General features: G+C 52.9%; 21 protein-coding genes. 15 read left to right on the top strand and 6 right to left on the bottom strand.

Annotation, left to right across the window (positions count from 1 at the left end):
• The first annotated feature begins 31 nt into the window (after positions 1–31).
• The 3 genes from AAIE03_RS12325 to AAIE03_RS12315 all read left to right on the top strand — a co-directional run bounded on the left by AAIE03_RS12325 (position 32) and on the right by AAIE03_RS12315 (position 1,214).
• Positions 32–301, top strand: a complete 270-nt coding sequence (locus AAIE03_RS12325) for a cupin domain-containing protein (RefSeq protein WP_014606329.1) — start codon at positions 32–34, stop codon at positions 299–301.
• An 18-nt stretch (positions 302–319) separates the two neighbouring features.
• Positions 320–757: a DUF4186 domain-containing protein gene (locus AAIE03_RS12320; RefSeq protein WP_019105987.1), complete on the top strand. Its 438-nt coding sequence runs from the start codon at positions 320–322 to the stop codon at positions 755–757.
• 139 nt (positions 758–896) lie between these two features.
• Positions 897–1,214, top strand: coding sequence for a KPN_00521 family repetitive protein (locus tag AAIE03_RS12315; RefSeq protein WP_013024991.1), 318 nt, complete (start codon positions 897–899; stop codon positions 1,212–1,214).
• A gap of 47 nt (positions 1,215–1,261) precedes the next feature.
• On the opposite strand, the gene AAIE03_RS12310 is transcribed toward AAIE03_RS12315, so the two are convergent.
• Complete coding sequence (locus tag AAIE03_RS12310; RefSeq protein ID WP_013024992.1) at positions 1,262–2,455, bottom strand: AI-2E family transporter; 1,194 nt, start codon at positions 2,453–2,455, stop codon at positions 1,262–1,264.
• Positions 2,456–2,864: 409 nt separating this feature from the next.
• Here AAIE03_RS12310 and AAIE03_RS12305 point away from each other — a divergent pair, with 409 nt between their 5' ends.
• A complete protein-coding gene (locus tag AAIE03_RS12305; RefSeq protein ID WP_064373403.1) occupies positions 2,865–4,130 on the top strand; it encodes an acid phosphatase in 1,266 nt (421 codons plus the stop codon).
• 32 nt (positions 4,131–4,162) lie between these two features.
• Here AAIE03_RS12305 and AAIE03_RS12300 read toward each other — a convergent pair whose 3' ends face one another.
• Positions 4,163–5,356, bottom strand: a complete 1,194-nt coding sequence (locus tag AAIE03_RS12300) for a zinc-dependent alcohol dehydrogenase (protein ID WP_024471163.1) — start codon at positions 5,354–5,356, stop codon at positions 4,163–4,165.
• Positions 5,357–5,758: 402 nt separating this feature from the next.
• On the opposite strand from AAIE03_RS12300, the gene AAIE03_RS12295 reads away from it, so the two are divergent.
• The 4 genes from AAIE03_RS12295 (at position 5,759) to AAIE03_RS12280 (ending at position 10,185) form a co-directional block, all read left to right on the top strand.
• On the top strand, positions 5,759–7,045 hold the full coding sequence (locus tag AAIE03_RS12295; protein ID WP_024471162.1) for an HAAAP family serine/threonine permease: 1,287 nt from the start codon (positions 5,759–5,761) through the stop codon (positions 7,043–7,045).
• A gap of 160 nt (positions 7,046–7,205) precedes the next feature.
• Positions 7,206–8,300, top strand: a complete 1,095-nt coding sequence (locus tag AAIE03_RS12290) for an ABC transporter substrate-binding protein (RefSeq protein WP_014593156.1) — start codon at positions 7,206–7,208, stop codon at positions 8,298–8,300.
• Positions 8,301–8,792: 492 nt separating this feature from the next.
• Entirely contained in the window at positions 8,793–9,227 is a 435-nt protein-coding gene (locus AAIE03_RS12285; RefSeq protein ID WP_014593157.1) for an RcnB family protein, read from the top strand.
• A 103-nt stretch (positions 9,228–9,330) separates the two neighbouring features.
• Positions 9,331–10,185: a Cof-type HAD-IIB family hydrolase gene (locus AAIE03_RS12280; RefSeq protein ID WP_014593158.1), complete on the top strand. Its 855-nt coding sequence runs from the start codon at positions 9,331–9,333 to the stop codon at positions 10,183–10,185.
• A 19-nt stretch (positions 10,186–10,204) separates the two neighbouring features.
• Here AAIE03_RS12280 and AAIE03_RS12275 read toward each other — a convergent pair whose 3' ends face one another.
• Positions 10,205–11,353, bottom strand: a complete 1,149-nt coding sequence (locus tag AAIE03_RS12275) for an iron-containing alcohol dehydrogenase (protein ID WP_041930725.1) — start codon at positions 11,351–11,353, stop codon at positions 10,205–10,207.
• Between the two features lie 289 nt (positions 11,354–11,642).
• On the opposite strand from AAIE03_RS12275, the gene gntT reads away from it, so the two are divergent.
• Complete coding sequence (gntT, locus tag AAIE03_RS12270; RefSeq protein ID WP_014593160.1) at positions 11,643–12,959, top strand: gluconate transporter; 1,317 nt, start codon at positions 11,643–11,645, stop codon at positions 12,957–12,959.
• 50 nt (positions 12,960–13,009) lie between these two features.
• Here the strand turns inward: gntT and AAIE03_RS12265 are convergent, their stop codons facing one another.
• Positions 13,010–13,255 carry a hypothetical protein gene (locus AAIE03_RS12265; RefSeq protein ID WP_014606320.1) on the bottom strand — a complete coding sequence of 82 codons (246 nt, stop codon included), beginning with the start codon at positions 13,253–13,255 and terminating at the stop codon, positions 13,010–13,012.
• Positions 13,256–13,478: 223 nt separating this feature from the next.
• On the opposite strand from AAIE03_RS12265, the gene AAIE03_RS12260 reads away from it, so the two are divergent.
• The 6 genes from AAIE03_RS12260 (at position 13,479) to tatE (ending at position 17,036) form a co-directional block, all read left to right on the top strand.
• Entirely contained in the window at positions 13,479–13,595 is a 117-nt protein-coding gene (locus AAIE03_RS12260) for a small membrane protein YohP (RefSeq protein WP_441338923.1), read from the top strand.
• A 511-nt stretch (positions 13,596–14,106) separates the two neighbouring features.
• Positions 14,107–14,679: a lipid IV(A) palmitoyltransferase PagP gene (gene pagP / locus AAIE03_RS12255; RefSeq protein WP_015700757.1), complete on the top strand. Its 573-nt coding sequence runs from the start codon at positions 14,107–14,109 to the stop codon at positions 14,677–14,679.
• A 150-nt stretch (positions 14,680–14,829) separates the two neighbouring features.
• A complete protein-coding gene (cspE, locus tag AAIE03_RS12250; protein ID WP_006118399.1) occupies positions 14,830–15,039 on the top strand; it encodes a transcription antiterminator/RNA stability regulator CspE in 210 nt (69 codons plus the stop codon).
• A 350-nt stretch (positions 15,040–15,389) separates the two neighbouring features.
• Complete coding sequence (locus AAIE03_RS12245; RefSeq protein ID WP_013025004.1) at positions 15,390–15,821, top strand: GNAT family N-acetyltransferase; 432 nt, start codon at positions 15,390–15,392, stop codon at positions 15,819–15,821.
• Positions 15,822–15,884: 63 nt separating this feature from the next.
• Positions 15,885–16,682 carry a deaminated glutathione amidase gene (locus AAIE03_RS12240; RefSeq protein ID WP_024471159.1) on the top strand — a complete coding sequence of 266 codons (798 nt, stop codon included), beginning with the start codon at positions 15,885–15,887 and terminating at the stop codon, positions 16,680–16,682.
• Between the two features lie 150 nt (positions 16,683–16,832).
• Positions 16,833–17,036 (top strand): twin-arginine translocase subunit TatE, encoded by a 204-nt coding sequence (tatE, locus tag AAIE03_RS12235; RefSeq protein ID WP_013025006.1) that lies wholly within the window; start codon positions 16,833–16,835, stop codon positions 17,034–17,036.
• A 110-nt stretch (positions 17,037–17,146) separates the two neighbouring features.
• Here the strand turns inward: tatE and lipA are convergent, their stop codons facing one another.
• Positions 17,147–18,112: a lipoyl synthase gene (lipA, locus tag AAIE03_RS12230; RefSeq protein ID WP_013025007.1), complete on the bottom strand. Its 966-nt coding sequence runs from the start codon at positions 18,110–18,112 to the stop codon at positions 17,147–17,149.
• A 174-nt stretch (positions 18,113–18,286) separates the two neighbouring features.
• The gene (gene lipB, locus AAIE03_RS12225) at positions 18,287–18,940 is read right to left on the bottom strand and encodes a lipoyl(octanoyl) transferase LipB (protein WP_024471158.1); all 654 of its coding nucleotides are present in this window, start codon (positions 18,938–18,940) and stop codon (positions 18,287–18,289) included.
• Positions 18,941–19,008 lie beyond the last annotated feature (68 nt).

The following is a 19,008-nucleotide window of genomic DNA, read 5'->3' as shown; positions in this document are numbered from 1 at the left end:
ACAGAAAATGGCACGACTCATGGGAGCACAAATGACAGAACAGCAATTTCGAACCCTGCTGGCAGAAAAAGGGTTTGCAGAGCCGGTTATTGTGGAGCGGGGCGCAAATAGCGAGCTGGATCATCATGAACATCCCTTTGAGGCGATGGCTCTGATCCTGAGTGGCGATATTACCTTGTACACCGAAAATCAGGCGACCACCTATCGCGAAGGCGATATTTTTCACCTGCATGCAGGGCAGCCGCACCGCGAGACGTTTGGCGACCGAGGCGTTCGCTATCTGTCAGGCAGAAAAAGTTAATCCGGTGATGCGCCAGTGATGAACACCTTTGACGCGCTGTTTCAGCGCTTAGCCCAATCGCCTTTTCGTCAGCGTTTCCGTCTGGGGCGGTCGGAATATGACTACTGCCTGACGAAGGGAGAGGCCGATGTGGCAGCCCATGCGGCCACGTTTGTCCAGCAGCGGCTGGCTGCCAGCGCACCGCCTAATGACGGTAAACAGACGCCAATGCGCGGCCATCCGGTTTTCATCGCGCAGCACGCCACCGCGACCTGTTGTCGTGGCTGTCTGGCGAAATGGCACGGGATTGCTCAGCATCAGGCGCTGGATGATAAACATCAGGCTTATGTGGTCGCGGTGATTATGCACTGGATCCATCAGGCGATGGCGCAACCCGCGCCTGCGCCGCGCGTACGTAAGGCCAGAGCCGCCGCCAAATCACCTTCGCCGGGCAGCCAGCAGCTGGATTTGTGGTAGAAAAGATTATGTGGCTGATGGACTTTTAACCAGTCAGGTTCGCCATATTTCATTTCAGGTCTATTCTTAAATCGTTCTTTGGTCCCCTGTGCCAGGATAATCACGCAAGACGACAAATTTCACACAAGAGGGAATTACGATGAAGAAAGCAATTATTGCACTGTCTGCTGTTTTACTGGCCTCGCCAGTTTTCGCTGCTACCACAACGGATGAAACTGTCGCTGAAGCGCACAAAGGCGCAGATACCGCTAAAGAAAAACTGCATCAGACCGAGCATAAAGGCGAAGAGCTGAAGCTGAAGTCTGAGCATGCCGCAGAAGGCAAGAGCAATTCGACCTCCAGCAAAATTTCTGAAAGCACGCAGAAAGGCTGGCACAAAACCAAAGAAGGCACCGAGAAAGGCTGGGATAAAACCAAGCAGGGTGCTGAAGACCTGAAAAATAAAGCGACTAACTAAGCCGCTTTAGTGTGAAGAAACCCACCGATGGTGGGTTTTTTTATGGCTTATTTTCGAGCCGGCTCGGCCGGAACCGTTTTCGCCTCTAAGGCCTCGGCCTTTGCGGCCTCTGCTTCTGCCGCATCCTGTTGTGCTGTATCAGACTGTTTTTTTCCTTCTTCAATAAACTCTTCATCGATCTCTTCGATGTTTTCACGGTTATCGCGTCCGGACAGCAGATTCCAGCAGGCAATGAACAGCGCGGCGATCACCGGGCCAATCACGAAGCCGTTAATGCCGTAGATTTCCATCCCACCCAGCGTCGTAATCAGAATCAGGTAGTCAGGCATTTTGGTGTCTTTGCCCACCAGCAGCGGGCGCAGAATGTTATCTACCAGGCCGACAACCACGACAAAGAAGCCAACGAGGAACAACCCTTTCCACAGCGCACCGGTGGCGAAGAAGAAAATGGTCGCCGGAACCCAGATGATGGCGGAACCGACCGCAGGAACCAGTGACAGGAAGCCCATCAATGCGCCCCATAGCAGGCTGCCATCGATGCCGGTAAACCAGAAAGCCAGCCCGCCCAGAATCCCCTGCACGACGCCAACGACGACCGTGCCTTTCACCGTTGCGCGTGACACCGCAGCAAATTTCATAAACAGATGATGTTTAACGTAGGTAGACAGCGGAAGTGCTTCCAGAATGAGATGCACCAGATAGGAACCATCTTTCAGCAGGAAGAACAGCAGGTAAAGCATGATGCCGAAGCCAACGGTAAAACTGAACGTACCTTTACCGATGATAAAGGCGCTGCCCGCCAGATACTGACCGCCCTTAAGGGCAAATGCCGACAGCTTCTGCTGAATCTGCGTGGCATTGTCCAGATTATTTTCAGCCAGATAATGTTTAGCCCAGCCCGGTAGGTGCTGTAACAAATCGGCGAAGACCACCGGAAACTGGGCGGAGTTGGTTTGCAGCTTGTGATAAACCGTGTTCACCTCCACCACCATGGATGAGGCGATGATCGCTAACGGGGTGAAAACGATCAGGCAGATGCAAACCAGCGTCAGCAGTGAGGCAAGACCGTTACGATCGCCCAGTTTGCCGCGCAGATACCTTTTGAGCGGGTGGAAGATGACGGCCAGCACCGCTGCCCACAAAATGGCCGAAAAGTAGGGCGCTAATACTTCAAAAAAGGCAATGGTGGCCATTGCTAAAATCAGAAGGAAAAACCCGACAGTAAGTCCTTTAAAGCGCATTGGATAACCTCATGTAAACATCCCTTAATAAGCACGCACGCCGATGCGGCCATTCGCAACCCGAGAGTGTATGAATGTCGCAACGGTAATCAACGATCAATTCTGTTTTTTAATCAATGTCAGATGGCATTCGTGCGCTAACGCCCTCACAACGTCGTAAAGAGGTGGCGGGGCGTAGTCTTGACATCGCCATTGGGCAAGACCTCGTTATCTGTGAATAACACCGGTCAATCCTACACTAGCGTAGCGGGTTAGGCCGTTTTTGCTGCCCGTTTGCGGTGGTTTTTTCAGCGCGCAACACGCTTTGGGGGTAAACCTCTGGCATAACAGCTGAAATAAAAATGTCATAGGGCAATGCTAGCGTGACAACCGGCAAGGTCAGAGATAATCAGACATCAAAGGAATAATAATGAAAATGAAATTCACGCTGATTGCGGCGGCACTGCTGGTGGCGCAGCAGGCACAGGCAATTTCGTTGTCCGAGGCCAGCATGCTGGCAAACAACACCTCGCAGGGATCGTCCAGCCCGGCTTTTAACGCACTTGAATTACAGGCGCTGGCGGCAGAGCGTGCGGCCATACAACATGGCGCGCCTGCGCTCAGCCGTGACCAACTCAAGCAGGCGAAGCAGAGTGATAAACTCGCTGACTACCAGTGGCTGAAAGCCAGTGGTTATGATTTCCAGGGGAATGCGTTGCAAAAGGCAGGTATTGCCCTGTTATCAGGGTTCAGCACGCTGCCGGAAGCGGTACTGGACGCCAATCGTGCCACGGTGACATCAATTAATCTCAATGCCACTCAGGGCGAGCGCCATCAGGCGCTGGCGGACGCAGAGGGGATCAGCTATCTCTATTTTCTCGCCGATGCCCTCGGGCCGCGTTTAGGTAAAGCCTTCCTGGCCGCCTATGACAAAGGCGAAATCAATAAGGCGGCAGCCCTGATCAAAGCCAGTGAAGTCAGTACCGGTGAAGCAAAAAAACATTTTAACTATCCGCGTCCTTTCCTGCACAAAGGGAATACGATTCATCTGGTGCCGGATGATACGGTGATCAAAGACAATCATCCCTACACGGCCGATGGCGGCTCGTTCCCCAGCGGGCACACCAACACGGGCTATACCGATGCGCTGCTGCTGGCAGAGATGGTGCCGGAGCGGTTTGAAGCCTTACTGCAACGCGGCGCACGCTACGGCTATTCACGGCTGGTTCTGGGCGTACACTACCCGCTCGACGTGATGGGCTCGCGCATGGTGGCGCAATACAACGTTGCCCATTATCTGAACGATGCCGCTTATCGGACGTTATTCAACGATGCCCGTCAACAACTGCGTAGCGCGCTGGAAAAAGAGTGTGGAACAACCCTGGCGGCGTGCGCCAAACCTGCCGGTAGCGATGATCCTTACGGCAATGGCAGCATGAAGCCGTTTTATCGCTTTACGATGAGCTATAACCTGCCCAAGGTCGCCGGGAACACGGCCAAACTGCGGGTACCGGACGGGGCCGAGGTGCTGCTGGAAACGGCCTTACCACAGCTGTCCGCAAAACAGCGCCGTGAACTGATGGTGAAAAGTGCCTTATCTGCCGGTTATCCGCTGGGTGGACCGGGCGCCGATCAGGCATTCTGGCAGAGGCTGGATCTGGACGCCGCTTACGCACAGGCCAAATCCCACAGATAAAAAACATGGGCGGGAATCTCCCGCCCATGTTTTTACAGCGTGGCCTGGGTTGGCATCATGCCAGGCACCAGAATAACCTTCCGGCACGCTTCTTCACGCTTTTCAAAAATCTCATAACCGCGAGCGGCATCTTCCAGTGGCATATGATGCGTCACGATTTCTTCCGGTGTTAAATGCCCTTTTTCAATCAAATTCAACAGATCGGGCAGGTAAGCATGCACATGCGTCTGGCCCATTTTAAAGGTCAGGCCCTTGTCAAACGCATCGCCAAACAGGAAACCATGAATAAATCCCGCATACACGCCGGGCACGCTGACAATGCCGCCACGGCGAACCGCAGCGATGCATTGACGTAACGCTTTGCCGCTGCTGCCTTCTAGCTTCAGGTTGGTTAGCACTGTTTCGGTCATGCTGCCTTTGGCTTCAAAACCCACCGCGTCAATCACGCCGTCCACACCGCGGTGTCCCGCGCTGTGCTCAATAATCCAGGCGGCGGGATCGTCGTTGTTATCAAAGTTGATGGGGATCACGCCGTAGCGCTCTCTGGCAAAATTCAGCCGGTAGTCATTGTGATCGATCATGTAGATCTGCTCTGCACCTTCCAGTCGGGCACAGGCGGCACTGAGCAGGCCCACAGGACCTGCGCCAAAAATAGCGACGCTCGATCCCTGTTTAATCTCGGCATTTTTCACCGCCTGCCAGGCGGTAGGCAAAATGTCGGACAGGAACAGAACCTTTTCGTCTGAAAGGGTGTTCGGCACTTTAAAAGGGCCGGCGTTGGCCTTAGGCACGCGCACGTATTCTGCCTGACCACCGGGCACTCCGCCATAGAGTTTGCTGTAGCCAAACAGGGCCGCCGGCGGCGTGATGCTTTTGCGGTTTAGCGCCGCGCCTTTGCCGCTGTTGGTGTTTTCACACGCGGCATACTGATGCAGATGACAAAAAAAGCAGTCACCGCAGGCGATAACAAACGGGATCACCACGCGGTCGCCTTTTGCCACGGCCGTTACCGCACTGCCGGCTTCCACCACTTCACCCATGAACTCGTGGCCGAAAATATCGCCATGATCGGTGCCGGGAATTTTTCCTCGATAAAGGTGCAGGTCAGAGCCACAGATCGCCGTGGCCGTTACGCGCAGAATAATATCATCGGCGGCTTCCAGTCCGGGATCGGCAACGTTATCAACGCTGACTTTATGAGGGCCGTGATAGGTTAACGCTTTCATAGAGTCGACTCCTGTAAATCACTGGACGGCAACCGCCGATCGGGCGGCTGCAGCATTAACAGCGCGGTTGAGCGCACTGTCCTGTCCAAAATGTTAAAGGTGATTGAAGTGTAGTGAGGAAAAAATGGGTAAGCAGAGCGGTATCCGCAAACTATGGCGGACGGGGCAGGCCGTAACGCCGTCATCACACGTTTTCCCCTGTTTTTGCCGGAAAGATGCACGATATGGCGCTTAACTTGAATTTTTACCGTCAGATAGTGTAAAAAATGGGGCGCAATCGATTACGTCCTGACGGGACGGGCTGAATCTGGCAGGTTGCACACATGCGTTGATGGCGAAAAACGCCAACCCTTTACCCGCTGCAAGCCTTGATTCAGGCTGATGCATATTCTGGAAGATCTGATGAAAACCTCGCAAACCCGCACGCTGGAAACCCCTCACGTTAATGATGAAACTGGCTGGCGAAAAACGGATACCGTCTGGATGCTGGGTTTATATGGCACCGCTATCGGTGCGGGCGTGTTGTTTCTGCCGATCAATGCGGGCATGGGGGGACTGTTACCCTTGATCGTTATGGCGGTGCTGGCGTTTCCCTTGACCTTCTTTGCCCATCGGGCCTTAACGCGTTTTGTCCTCTCTGGCAGCAATCCGGCAGGGGATATCACCGACGTGGTTGAAGAGCATTTTGGCGCAGGGGCGGGCAAACTGATTACGCTGCTCTATTTTTTTGCCATTTACCCTATTTTGCTGATGTACAGCGTAGCCATGACTAATACCGTTGAAAGCCTGATGGTGAACCAACTGGGCCTGGTGCCGCCGCCGCGTGCGCTCCTGTCGTTGATATTGATTATCGGCATGATGACGGTGGTGCGCTTTGGCAAAAGCATGATTGTGAAAGCGATGAGCGTCCTGGTTTATCCGTTTGTCGCCGTGTTGATGCTGATGGCGTGTTGTCTGATTCCTTACTGGCACGGGGCCGCACTGGAAACCCTCAATACGGGCAGCGGGCGCAATCTGTGGATGACGCTGTGGCTTGCCCTGCCGGTCATGGTATTCTCGTTTAATCACTCGCCAATCATCTCCTCGTTCGCCCTGGCGAAGCGGCAGGAGTACGGCGAGCAGGCCGAGCGAAAATGCTCCCGGATTCTGGCCTGCGCGCACCTTTTGATGGTGCTTACCGTGATGTTCTTTGTCTTCAGCTGCGTACTCAGCCTCTCGCCGCAAGACTTACAGTCCGCTAAAGCGCAAAACATTTCGATCTTGTCCTACCTTGCCAACCATTTTAATGCGCCGCTTATCGCCTGGATTGGGCCGTTGATAGCCGTGGTGGCGATTACCAAGTCATTCCTTGGCCACTATCTGGGCGCACGTGAAGGGTTCAACGGCATGGTGAATAAAGCGCTCCGTAGCCGGGGCAAAGCGTTAGCCCCTGACAGGCTGAATCGTCTGACGGCCGTGTTTATGCTGCTGACAACCTGGCTGGTGGCAACGCTCGATCCCAATATCCTCAAAATGATTGAAACGCTGGGCGGCCCGATCATTGCCGTAATTCTGTTTTTGATGCCGATGTACGCTATCCAGCGGGTGCCCGCTATGCGTCAATACAGTGGCAAACTCAGTAATCTGTTTGTGATGCTCGCCGGTCTGATCGCCATTTCGGCCATTTTTTATTCGCTGCTTAAGGCGTAATTCTCATTGATATCAAGGCGCCGTCCGATCCTTATGCCGGGACGGCGCCAACCTGAGACAGCGTTCAGACGTATTCATTAAACAAAGGTTTATATTTGTTACGAATTAGCATGGTAAAGTTAACGAGAATAATTCTTATTTCTCAACAGGGTTAATAAACATGAAATTCGGTATTTTTGCAGCCACGTTGCTGGCCTCAACGGTCTGTTCGGCCACCACCTATCCTCTGACCGTAACGGATGTGGATGGACAGACGATTACGCTGCAGAAAGAACCTCAGCACGTCATTCTCCAGGACGGGCGAGACATCATGACGCTGGCGCTGCTGGACCGGGATAACCCTTTTAAACGGGTTGTGGCATGGAATAACCTGCCAAAGAAACAGGATACGCAAACCTGGGCGCTGCTGAAGAAAACCTGGCCGCAGGCTGAGAAGATTGTGGATATGGGCTTCAACGATCAGGGGCAGGTGAACCTCGAAAGCGTATTGGCAAAGAAACCGGATATCATGATTGCGCAGTTGCGTGCCAAACCTGCGCTGATGCAGTCGGGAGTGCTGACCACGCTCAAAAGCCTGAACATCCCGGTCGTGTTTGTTGACTATGAACTGCATCCTAAAGAAAACACCGTGCCGGGTATTACGCTGCTGGGTAAAGTGCTGAACCGTGAAGCCGAGGCGAAGGCCTACACCGATTTTTACCAGCAGCACTGGCAGAATCTGCAGAAGGGCATTGACCAGGTTAAAACCAAACCCACCGTCTTTATTGAACCGATAGCCGGTAACAGCGACAGCTGCTGCTTTACGCATAGCCACAGCGGCTGGGGTGGACTGGTGGAAGCGGTCGGCGGCAAAAATATCGGATCGACTTTGCTGCCGGGTAACGCAGGTTTTGTTTCCCTTGAGAAAATCATTGCCATGAAGCCGGACGTTTACATCATGACGGGGTCAAAACGTTCAAACAGTAATGTACTGCCGTTCGGTTACGGATCGGACAGGAAAGCGGTGGCGGCAACCTTTACGACGTTGTTGAAGCGTATAGGATTAGCGCAGATTGAGCCGGTAAAACAGGGGCGCACCTACGGGATCTATCACCACTTCTACAACCATCCTTACAACATTATCGGGATGGAGATTCTGGCAAAAGATTTGTATCCAAAGCAGTTTAGTCAGCTCGATCCGGTGGCGGATTACCATCAAATCATCCGCAGGTTTACAAAATTACCGGATGCGCCTGTGCTGCTGAGTTACCCCTGATGGTCATCCGTTCAGGCGTAAAGCGCGCCTGAACGGATAAAACTGAACACCCGTTTTCAGGTTTGCGATGTGCAGCGGTGTATTTCTTATTGGATCAAACCGGCATGTAAAATATATCCGCGCCGTTTTTCATCCAACTGTCATTAACCAGAGGTTATTATTTCATCCCGACACTTGTGATGTGGTGTTGTCTGCTTTGCTTCTCCCTTTTTCTCTTAAGGGGCATTTTCCAGTTTACTGGCTTTGACGATAACTTCCCGATCTCAGGATCGGGGTTTTATTTTGATGCCTCGCCAGGTTTGAGTCCCCAAACGATTTTCCGCAAGGTATCTGTGTTTCACGCCTGATGCAGCGTGCCTGACGAGAGAGAGACGCCGTCCGCGCCTGTTTAGCGCGCTGACTTTTAAGAGTTTTGGTCATTCTTATTTCTTCCAGTTACGACAATAGTAATGGCAACGGCGCTGAGTCGCCGTTACCACTGGAGGCAGTACCATGAAAAAAATAAAATCAGGTTTGATTATCGCCCTTTTAGCATACAGCACGATGTACAGCAGCCCTGGGCTGGCACAGGGGCCAGGCGGCCCAGACGGTCCGTGGCATCATCCTGGCCGCGGTCCCGACGGCGATGGCCCGCCAGGCCTGGATCGCGATGGACCTCCCGGCCACCGGCCTGGCCCGCCACCGCCAGATGTGCGGCGCGATTATCATCACGATCGCTTTGCCTGGCGCGGTCATGAGTTTCGCCGTGGTGGTCCTGTACCGCGAGAGTACTGCGGTGAAGATTATCGGGTTGATGACTGGCGTGAGCGTGGTCTGAGAGAACCGCCGCCGGGTCAGCACTGGGCCGACATCGACGGTAACTATGTATTGATTGCCGCCGCCACCGGCATTATTACCTCGTTAATCCTGAATAACGCGTCTCAATAGCGACACAGGGATGGCCGATGCCATCCCTTTTTTATGCACCGAACGCCCGTTACCAGGCTATTCTGACAGTTAATCCTGAACGTTTACCGGCTAAGGAGTTCTGATGACCACGGTTAAGATGGTTGCTGTTGATATGGATGGCACCTTTCTGGATGACAAAAAGCAGTATAACCGCGCGCGGTTCCTCGCCTGTTACCACCAGCTCACTCAGCGACATATCAAATTTGTCGTGGCCAGCGGCAATCAATACCATCAACTCCGCTCATTTTTCCCTGAGATCGCCAGTGAGATTGCGTTTGTCGCAGAAAACGGCGCGTTAATTATCGATCGTGATGAAGAACTGTTCTGCGGTGCTTTTAGCCGTAATGACATTGATGCGGTACTCGATACGCTTGAAAATGGCCACTATCCTGATCTGCGCTATCTGCTCTGCGGACATGAGAGCGCCTACTACTTCGAAGGGATGGATGAGAAGTGGCTGGTCAAGATGCGGCATTATTGCCACCGGCTCAGGCCCATTCGTTCTCTTGATGAGGTTGCCGACGACAGGATACTTAAGTTTGCCCTTAATCTGTCGGATGAGTATGTCGAGCCTTTAATGGCGGATATCCAGCGCCTGCACGAAGGTTCGGCGGCGGCGGCGACGTCGAGCGGGCACGGTTCGGTTGACTTAATCGTTCCTGGTCAGCATAAAGCTAACGGCCTTAACCTGCTGGCGCAGCGCTGGGGCATTTCTCACGATCGGGTACTGGCCTTTGGCGACGGCGGTAACGATCTCGAGATGCTGCAGCAGTCGGGTTTCAGTTTCGCGATGAGCAATGCGCCGCAGCGGGTTAAAGACGCCGCGCGCTTCCTGGCACCCGCGAATAATGATGAAGGTGTGCTACAGGTGATCGAGCAAATGCTTGCAGGTGAAACGCCCTTTGGCGGGGCGGAACAGGGGGAATGTGCGGGCTAAAACACCGCCCGCACTACGCTTACGCGCTGACCGGCCAGGCGCGCGTAATCATGTCGCGCATCTCATCTTTGCTGTAGCTGACGAGGCTGTTTTTACTGTTGGCCCGGGCCAGGATCCAGTCGATATCCGACGGGCTTAACGTTGGCCCCTCCTGCCAGAACGTCATAATGGCTGAGCGTTGTAGCCAGGCTTTAAGATAGCGCGCGGGTGAATCGGTCTCCTCGTCAAAAAGCTGCGCATGCATTTCATCCATGAGCTGACGCTGGCGCGCATGCTGGCTGTCTGCAAGATGATCCAGAAACGTGAACAGCAGCCTGCCGCACACTTCACCATGATGGAAGGGTTTAATCGCGCCCAGCTCTCCGGCGATGCCGTGAATGACGCCCAGCCCCGCGCTGCTCAGGCTGACACCGCCCAACCAGGACGCCATCATCATCGCCTCACGCGCGCGATCGCCGGTTTCGTCTTGCTGGTTTTGCCGAGGCCATCCCTGAATAAACTGACGCAGTCCGGTAAGGGCTAACTGGCGCGTAAAGAGGTTGCCCTTGCTGGAAAGATAGGCTTCAAATAAATGGGTAAACGCGTCGATTCCACAGGTGGCCAGCACCTTATCGGGGGCGCCCTTAAGCAAGTCGGGATCGAGAATCGCGACCTGTGGCACGAACACCGGATGGCGCAACGATGCTTTTATCTGGATATCCCGCTGGTCAGTCACGACGGCGTTCTGCGTGACCTCACTGCCGGTGCCCGCCGTGGTGGGAATCGCGATGAGCGGCAAGGTAACGGCGCTGACTGCCGTGTCTCCGACTTTTTCCAGGTAGCGGGCGGTGGGAAGCGGGTGCTGAATCATGGCGCTGAAGGCCTTGGCGGCATCCAGAACACTGCCGCCTCCTACGGCGATAACCCGATCGACATGGCCGCGCCAACGTGCCACCCAGCCATCAATATCGGCAGGCGAGGCCTCGTTGCTCACAATTTCATAACCCACAATGTGATCGTTCAGCGTGGTTTTAATTCGGGCATAGGCGTCGCCCTGTAAGAACGAACGGCCGCAAAAGAGCAGGGTAGCCTGGGGTTGGGCGGCCAACAGGGGAAGCAGTTTGTTAAGGCTTCCCTGGCCGAAAAGGGTTTGTTGATTGCTGTACAGCTCACTCAGATTGTCACTCACCAGCGCATCCTTTTATATCTTCGCTAAAATCTGAGTGTAACGAAAAGCGGGCGATCGGCCCCGGGAAACTTTCTTATAGCGAGGGGAGCAAAAGTTGATCGTCTTCGCAAAACGCAAATTCAACGACGTGGAGTGATGCTTTAACACGGATGTTACCCTTAACATGTTATCGGTAACAGGGGTTGTCAAAATGTTACGACCATGGCAGCGCCCCAATTTTGCGCGTCCTCCGGGACGACGATAACAAAGCGGCACTGAGAAGATTCAGAGCATCAGGTGGAGAAAAATTATGCCATTACTCTATGTGGCGATTGGCGTGGCATTACTGTTACTGCTGATGATTCGCTTTAAACTCAACGGCTTTATCGCACTGATTTTGGTCGCCCTAGCGGTAGGGATCATGCAGGGCATGCCGGTCAACAAAGTCATTCTTTCGATTAAAAACGGCGTCGGCGGGACGCTGGGCGGACTGGCGCTGATCATGGGATTTGGTGCCATGCTCGGTAAATTACTGGCCGACTGTGGTGGTGCACAACGTATCGCCACCACGTTGATCGATAAATTTGGCACAAGGCACATCCAGTGGGCGCTGGTGCTGACCGGTTTTATCGTTGGTTTTGCCTTGTTCTACGAAGTGGGCTTTGTGCTGATGCTGCCGCTGGTGTTTAGCGTTGCGGCTTCTGCACGGGTACCGCTGCTGTTTGTTGGCGTTCCTATGGCGGCGGCGTTGTCTGTCACCCATGGGTTTTTACCGCCTCATCCTGGCCCCACGGCAATAGCGACGCTGTTTAACGCCGATATGGGAAAAACCCTGCTTTTTGGTACCTTACTGGGCATTCCGACCGTTATCCTGGCGGGGCCGGTCTACGCGCGTTTCCTCAAAGGCATTGATAAGCCTATCCCTGAAGGGCTCTACAACCCCAAAACCTTTAGTGAAGCCGAAATGCCAGGCTTTGGCGTCAGCGTCTGGACATCGCTTGTTCCGGTCATCCTGATGGCACTGCGTGCGGTAGCGGAGATGGTGCTGCCCAAGGGACACGCGCTGTTGCCTTATGCCGAGTTCTTTGGCGATCCTGTTATGGCGACGCTAATTGCCGTGCTGATTGCGATCTTCACCTTTGGTCTGAACCGCGGGCGCAGCATGGAACAGGTGATGGACACGTTAAGCGATTCCATCAAAATTATTGCCATGATGCTGCTGATTATCGGGGGCGGCGGGGCCTTCAAGCAGGTTCTGGTGGACAGCGGCGTGGATAAATACATTGCCAATATGATGCATGCCACCAATTTGTCGCCGTTGTTTATGGCCTGGTCTATTGCTGCTGTGCTGCGTATCGCGCTTGGCTCGGCAACCGTGGCGGCGATTACCGCCGGAGGCATTGTCGCGCCGTTAATTGTAACCAGCGGTGCCAGTCCTGAATTAATGGTGATAGCCGTGGGGTCGGGCAGTGTGATTTTTTCACACGTTAACGATCCAGGATTCTGGCTGTTTAAAGAGTATTTCAACCTGACGATAGGCGAAACCATCCGCTCCTGGTCAGCACTGGAAACGATTATATCAGTGTGTGGTTTAGTGGGATGCTTGCTACTTTCTTACGTGGTGTAAGGGCGCCTGCACGTGACAAAAGGGCCGCGCAAACATGGCGGCCCCTGCCGTTAATCTGACGCTTCAAAGCCCGCTTTTACCATCTGTTCTCGCAGTGCGCGGGCAATCTCCCGGTTACCTCCGGTAACCGGATAAATCACGTTATTCACCACATCATCAAGGTAATGCTCCGCAAATTCCTGTCGGGTAAGTTGCGTGCCGCCTTCATCATTAATGGCGAAAAAACCTTTGATTTGTTCACCGCTGTCTTTTGCCTTCAGGCTGTAGCGGCCCATGCTGGTATTAATGCTACTCATAAGGTCTCTCTCCCTGCTTTGCATTTTTAGTGTCAAAACCGTCGAGCTGTCCTGTCCGCCTAAATTTTAGCCAGAGATGATTCTTAAAACGAAGCGACAGGGATGACAAAAAGGCCGCTATGCGATGCTTCTCACAGAAAATCACAATTAAAGCTGAATGTTGCTTTCATAGTTGAGAACGCAATAAGCAAAAAGCACATCGCTGAATCTTGCCTATACTGTTATGGGAATGTTTTTTAATGGTAAGGGAGAGGAAATGAAAATAATTCTGTGGATTATCGCCATTATTTTTATCGTGGGACTGTTGACCCTGACAGGGGTATTCAAACTGATTTTCTGATTCGACGGGCATCTTGACGGGTGCCCGCAGCCCGACCAGTGAGCGTTTCTCTTGACACCGCGAGCCGGTAAGATTTTCATCCTGCTACCTGCTACCTGCTACCTGCTACCTGCTACCTGCTACCTGGTTAAGCGAGCGCATTTTTACTGGCATTACCCTGATCCTTAATCATTCTTTATGTGGTTTACCTGAGGTGGTGTGATGGTAAAAGTCGCTGTTTATCACTGCTCGCCCCGTTCGGCGCCTGTATGAAGGCGCGACGTGATGTTGCGTAAGTGTTGAGTTTGGTTGTGAAAACTACAGAACTTAGTGGAAATGTTGAAAATTCTTGCTGTTTGGGCTTGGTTCATCTTTTTTGCGCTAAAATTGCTCGTGCTTTATTACGTCAATGATAATTACATGCTGAATACCCTGAGCATTTTTTTTAAATTTCGGGTCAGGCGGGTCTTCTCGTTGCTGATTTTCAGCATGGAACACTGCGTTCAATCAATAAGAGACAGGTAATACCGAAGTGAACAGGTACCTTTTAACAACGTTATCAGCTCCATTACTGGCGCTGTTTTTTTCTTTTTCCCTCCAGGCCGCTATGCTCTCCCAAGAGATTAAATCAGGCTGGGATACCTTTACCGGCAACGTCCAGCAAACCTGGCAACAGCCTGATGCAATTGATGTTTATGTGCCCGCCATCACCTGGCACAACCGCTGGACGTATGATGAAGAGCATATTCACAGATATAACGAACGTCCCTGGGGCGCCGGTGGTGGCGTTTCGCGTTACGATGAGAAAGGGAACTGGCACGGCCTTTACCTGATGGCGTTCAAAGATTCTTTCAACAAGTGGGAACCGTTTGGCGGTTACGGCTGGGAGGCCACCTGGCGACCTTTGCAGGATCAAAATTTTCACTATGGTCTGGGCTATACCGCAGGGGTAACGGCACGGCATAACTGGGGATACTATCCCGTTCCGGCCATATTACCGTTGGCGTCAATAGGTTATGGTTCGCTGAACTTTCAAATGACTTATATTCCAGGCACTTACAACAACGGTAACGTGTATTTTGCCTGGCTGCGCTGGCAGTTTTAAGCTCTGGAGCCAGTGAAAAAGTAACCAAAGGGTAAATAATAGCGATATTTATCACTTTTTCATCAAATCAGGCTGGACAAAACCCTCAGCAATTGCTGTACTAGATGGCGACACAGTTTAGTGTCCATTTTTCATGTAAAGGTAATATAGATGTCTAAGATTAAAGGTAACGTTAAGTGGTTTAATGAATCTAAAGGATTCGGTTTCATTACTCCTGAAGATGGCAGCAAAGATGTATTCGTACACTTCTCTGCGATCCAGAGCAATGGCTTCAAAACTCTGGCTGAAGGTCAGCGTGTAGAGTTTGAAATCACTGACGGCGCAAAAGGCCCATCTGCTGCTAACGTTATCAGTCTGTAAGTTAACAGTCAGAATTCTAAAAACCCGCCTTCTGGCGGGTTTTTTTATGCCGGTATGCGTCACATTTCTGGCTGAAGGAAGAAACGGCTTTAAGGCGCAATTGCAGTGCTGCCACTGCCTCGTCCCCGGATCATTTCCTGCACATCACGCCCTCAGGCCCTCCCGCGCTTTTCGATATCACGCTGGCACACTGCGCCAGACAGGCTACTGCAGCACGATAACCGCCAGTAAACTGCGGCGCGAGTCACAGATAATCCTTGTAACATAATCATAACAACTCGCAGGGGGAGCATTTTAGCGCGTCTCAGGTTATAACTGACTCTCCGCATAACAGATAAAGAGGTGCCAGGATGGATATTCGTCCGGCTCAGGCGAAGGACAGCTTCGTACTGAGCGCGTTGTTAAGTGAACTCGGTTATGGCGGTACAGAGCATTTTATTGAACAACGTCTGGCCCAGCTTATGACGGACCCCAATGAAAAGCTGCTGATCGCAGAACAGGGTAATCATGTACTGGGATTCCTTTCCCTGCATTTTATCCCTCAGTTGGCGCTGGCAGGGGATTTTGCCCGTATCAGCTATTTTTGCATCGCGGACGGTGAGCGCAGCAAAGGTGTGGGCCAGAAACTGCTCCAGCATGCAGAAGCCCTGGCAGCGCAGCACGGCTGCGACCGCATGGAAGTTCACTGTCATGCTTCACGTCTTAAAGCTAACCAGTTTTATGGCCGTGAAGGCTATGTTGAATCACCACGCTACCATGTGAAAGCCCTTCAGCCTTTGTAAGAGCATTGAAAGGTTACCAAAGGGCCTGTATCACGGCAGTACTGCTTTCAGGGAGAACCCACGATGAAAGTCGCATTAGGGCAATTTGCGGTTCAGCGTGACTGGCAGGAAAACGCCATAACCAGCCAGGACATGATGGACCAGGCCAGCCGTGCCGGGGCCGATCTGCTGGTTCTGCCAGAAGCGGTGCTGGCCACTGATATCACTAATCCCGATTTCATACTGGAAGCCGCTCAGTCGCCTGACGGGCCGTTTCTGTCGCAACTGCTTAGCGCCAGCAAAGGCCATGGGCTGACTACCGTGCTGGGAATGCATATGCCGGGCAGTGAGCGCAAAGTGTTTAACGTGCTGGTGGTCATTCGCGATGGCAAGATCGTGGCAGAATACCGCAAGCTGCATCTGTACGATGCGTTCGCGATGCAGGAATCAAAGCGGGTTGAAGCCGGACAAGAGATTCCGCCGCTGGTGGACGTTGCGGGCATGAAAGTCGGGCTGATGACCTGCTACGATGTGCGTTTTCCCGAGCTGTCGCGGCGTCTGGCGCTGGAGGGGGCCGAGGTGTTGGTCTTACCCTCCGCATGGGTCAAAGGGCCGCTAAAAGAGATGCATTGGGATTTACTTACCCGCACGCGCGCGCTGGAAAATACCTGTTATGTGGTGGCTGTAGGCGAGTGCGGTATGCGTAATATTGGCAATAGCATGGTGGTCGATCCCCTTGGCGTACCGATAAGCCGGGCGGCCGAGTCCCGGGCACTTATTTTTGCCGAGCTCGATCCACAAAGAATCGCAACAGCGCGCGCAATGCTGCCGGTGCTGGATAACCGCCGTTTTAGCCGGCCCGAACTGGATGGAACGCGCTAACCGGGGGCAGGGATCATCGCTACCCGATTGGGCCTGAAGCCTGACGGCGCCGCTGCGCGATCTTAATCTGTTACAGATTACGCTTGAGGTTAGCGCTAAACTGCGCCTAAATAAGCGTTACCGTTATTCGCCAGATTATAAAGGTTATATATGGAAGGTATCAGTATTGCCAAGCTGCTGATTATCGGTGCGCTTATCGTACTGCTTTTCGGCACCAACAAGTTACGTTCTCTGGGTGGCGATCTGGGCTCCGCAATCAAAGGCTTTAAAAAGGCCATGAAAGACGAAGACACCAGTGCAGCGCGCACCACGGCAGAAGAAACCCCTGCGGAACGCGTTTCTCATAAAGATTAACGCGGCGTCAGTTTTAGAAAAGTGTTAATTTTTATTTCTGACAGCCATAAAAAAACCAGATTGCGGGCAATCTGGTTTTTTGTTTTTTAAGGCAGCCAGCAGGCGAACGGTTATTTCACTTCCAGGCCTTTTGCCTGCATGTCGGCATGGTAAGACGAGCGGACAAAAGGACCGCAGGCAGCATGGGTAAAGCCCATCGCCAGTGCCTCTTCTTTCATTTCATCAAATTCCGCCGGGCTGACATAGCGCTGAACAGGCAAATGGTGGCGGCTGGGCTGCAGATACTGACCCAGAGTTAACATTGTCACGCCATGACGACGCAGGTCACGCATGACCTCGACGATTTCAGCGTTAGTTTCTCCCAGGCCTACCATTAAACCGGATTTTGTCGGTACCTCGGGATGGGCTTCTTTAAAGCGTTCCAGCAGCTTCAGCGACCATTCATAGTTTGCGCCCGGCCGCACCTGGCGATACACGCGTGGCACGTTCTCGAGGTTGTGGTTAAATACATCCGGCGGTGTGGCAGTCAGAATTTCAAGCGCACGATCCATGCGGCCACGGAAGTCAGGCACCAGCGTTTCAATTTTGATGCTGGGGCTTTTTTCCCGGATAGCCGTAATACAGTCGGCAAAATGCTGAGCGCCGCCGTCACGTAAATCGTCGCGATCCACCGAGGTAATAACCACATAACGCAGTGCCATGTCGGCGATGGTCTGGGCGAGTTTACCCGGTTCGTTTGCATCGGGTGCGTTAGGACGACCGTGGGCCACGTCGCAGAACGGGCAACGGCGGGTACAGATCGCGCCCAGGATCATAAAGGTCGCCGTGCCGTGATTAAAACATTCAGCAAGGTTAGGGCAGGAGGCTTCCTCACAAACGGAGTGGAGCCCGTTTTTACGCATTGCGGCTTTAATGCCCTGAATACGACTGGAGTCCGCCGGCAGTTTGATTTTCATCCACTCCGGCTTGCGTAGAATCTCTTGCCGGTCGACGGCCACGGTCTTCACCGGGATCAGCGCCATTTTGTCTGCGTCACGATATTTGACGCCGCGTTCCATCTGAATTGGTTTACTCATAAATCAGCAGGTTCCGGTCGGATTGCGATTTGAAAGCTGTCTCACTCAATCAGAGAAGGCGGCTTTCAACTTTATTTGAAAAAAGTGCAAAAATTATATCATCTCAACGGCCAGGAAGCAGCCAAAGACACCACCGATAAGTTACATATTTGTAAATACGCATTCACCGTTAACTCAGCGTGGGTTTTCAACCTGATGCCATTCAACCTGCTGATAACCCAGCTGGCGGGCAAAGGTTTCGGCCAGCAACGGCTGAACATCGCCTAACGTGACTTCAGGCCGGAAGTGTTGCAGCTGCGTCATGTGCATTCCGGCATAGCCGCACGGGTTAATCCGTAAAAATGGCGACAGGTCCATCGCCACATTTAATGCCAGCCCGTGAAACGAGCAGCCCTTACGAATGCGCAGCCCCAGCGAGCAAATTTTATCATCCCCAACATAGACGCCTGGCGCATCGGGTCGGGCCCGCGCCGCCACGCCAAAGCGGTCCAGTACGGCAATGACCGTTTCTTCTAAGGCGGTCACCAGCTGACGCACGCCGGTTTTACGGCGTTTCACATCAATCAGAACATACATGATCTGTTGTCCTGGCCCGTGATAGGTCACCTGCCCCCCACGATCGCTTTGTACCACAGGAATATCGCCGGGCATCAGCAGGTGCTCGGCTTTTCCCGCCTGGCCCTGTGTAAAGACCGGATAATGTTCCACCAGCCAGACTTCATCCCGGCTTTCGCTATCGCGCTGATCGGTATAGTGGTGCATGGCGTCTGAGGTCGATTGCCAGTCACATAACCCAAACTGGCGAATAAGAAGCGTGTCTGCAGACAAAACGAGTATCCGTTAAAGAGGGGAGACGCTGAGTATAACGCTGGCGGCGATGAAGTTAAACGCCTTCG

The sequence above is a fragment of the Pantoea sp. Ae19-2 genome (assembly GCF_059801205.1).
This window is presented reverse-complemented; position numbering and strand designations above follow the sequence as displayed.